General features: G+C 77.2%; 2 protein-coding genes. Both read left to right on the top strand.

Annotated elements, in window-relative coordinates; genetic code table 11:
• On the top strand, positions 1–355 hold a 355-nt coding region (locus tag ABEB16_RS18760; protein WP_425560251.1), incomplete at its 5' end, for an LGFP repeat-containing protein.
• Positions 356–518: 163 nt separating this feature from the next.
• Positions 519–938 carry a DUF4190 domain-containing protein gene (locus tag ABEB16_RS18755; protein WP_345713731.1) on the top strand — a complete coding sequence of 140 codons (420 nt, stop codon included), beginning with the start codon at positions 519–521 and terminating at the stop codon, positions 936–938.
• The last annotated feature ends 92 nt before the right edge of the window (positions 939–1,030 follow it).

Below are 1,030 nucleotides of genomic sequence, written 5' to 3'. Positions count from 1 at the left end.
CTGGAGCCCGGCGACGGGTGCGCAGCTGGTCAAGGGCGCGATCCGGGACCGCTGGGGCGCGCTGGGCTGGGAGCTGGGCCCGCTGGGCTTCCCCGTGACGGGTGAGGTGCCGGTGCGGGGCGGGGCGTTCACCGCCTTCCAGGGCGGGTCGGTGTACTGGAGCCCGGCGACGGGTGCGCAGCTGGTCAAGGGCGCGATCCGCGACGCCTGGGCGGCGCAGCGCTGGGAGCTGGGCCGGCTGGGCTTCCCCGCCTCGGAGGAGCAGGTGGTGCCCGGTGGGGTGCGGCAGCGCTTCGAGGGCGGGGCGATGACGTACTCGTGGTCGACGCGGCGGGTGACGACGACCTACCGCTGACCTCCCGCCGGCCCTCCGCCGGGGCCGGTGGGGACCTCCTCCCGACGACCGACGCGACCTGCGCCGGACGGGTGATCCGCGCGCGCCGGGACCCCGGGATCCTGGGAGGGTCCTGTGCCACCGGCTCCCGGAGCCACCGGCCACCCGAGCGAGGAGAACCACCATGTCGTCGTACCCGCCGCCGCCGCCCGGGTACCCCGCCGCCTACGGCGAGCAGACCCCCGCCGCCCCGCAGCGCAACGGGCTGGGGGTCGCCGCGCTGGTGCTGGCGGTGCTGGCGCTGCTCGTCGCGTGGGTGCCCTTCATCGGGGTGATCGGCCTGGTGCTGGCCGTCGTGGCCGTGGTCCTCGCCGTCGCGGCACGCCGGCGGGTCAAGCAGGGGCGCGCCGGCAACGGCGGCGTCGCGCTCGCCGGTCTCGTCATCGGGGTGGTCGCGCTCGTGGTGGCGGCCGCCGTCAGCGCGCTGTCCGTCTGGCTCGTCGCCAACAGCGACGAGTACTGGAGCTGCCTGGAGGGGTCGAACGGTGACCAGGCCGTCGTCCAGCAGTGCACGGAGGACTGGCAGCGGGACCTCACGAGCTGAGGACCGCGCGAGCCGAGGACCCACGGGGAGGGGCCGCCCGCACCACGCGGGCGGCCCCTCCCCGCGCCCGGGCCCGCTCACGCCCCCGCCGG

Source organism: Kineococcus glutinatus (assembly GCF_039542765.1).
GTDB lineage: Bacteria > Actinomycetota > Actinomycetes > Actinomycetales > Kineococcaceae > Kineococcus_A > Kineococcus_A glutinatus.
This window is presented reverse-complemented; position numbering and strand designations above follow the sequence as displayed.

Coding starts and splice junctions, on each gene's coding strand:
- ABEB16_RS18755 (WP_345713731.1), top strand. CDS start 519: ATGTCGTCGTACCCGCCGCCGCCGCCCGGGTACCCCGCCGCCTACGGC.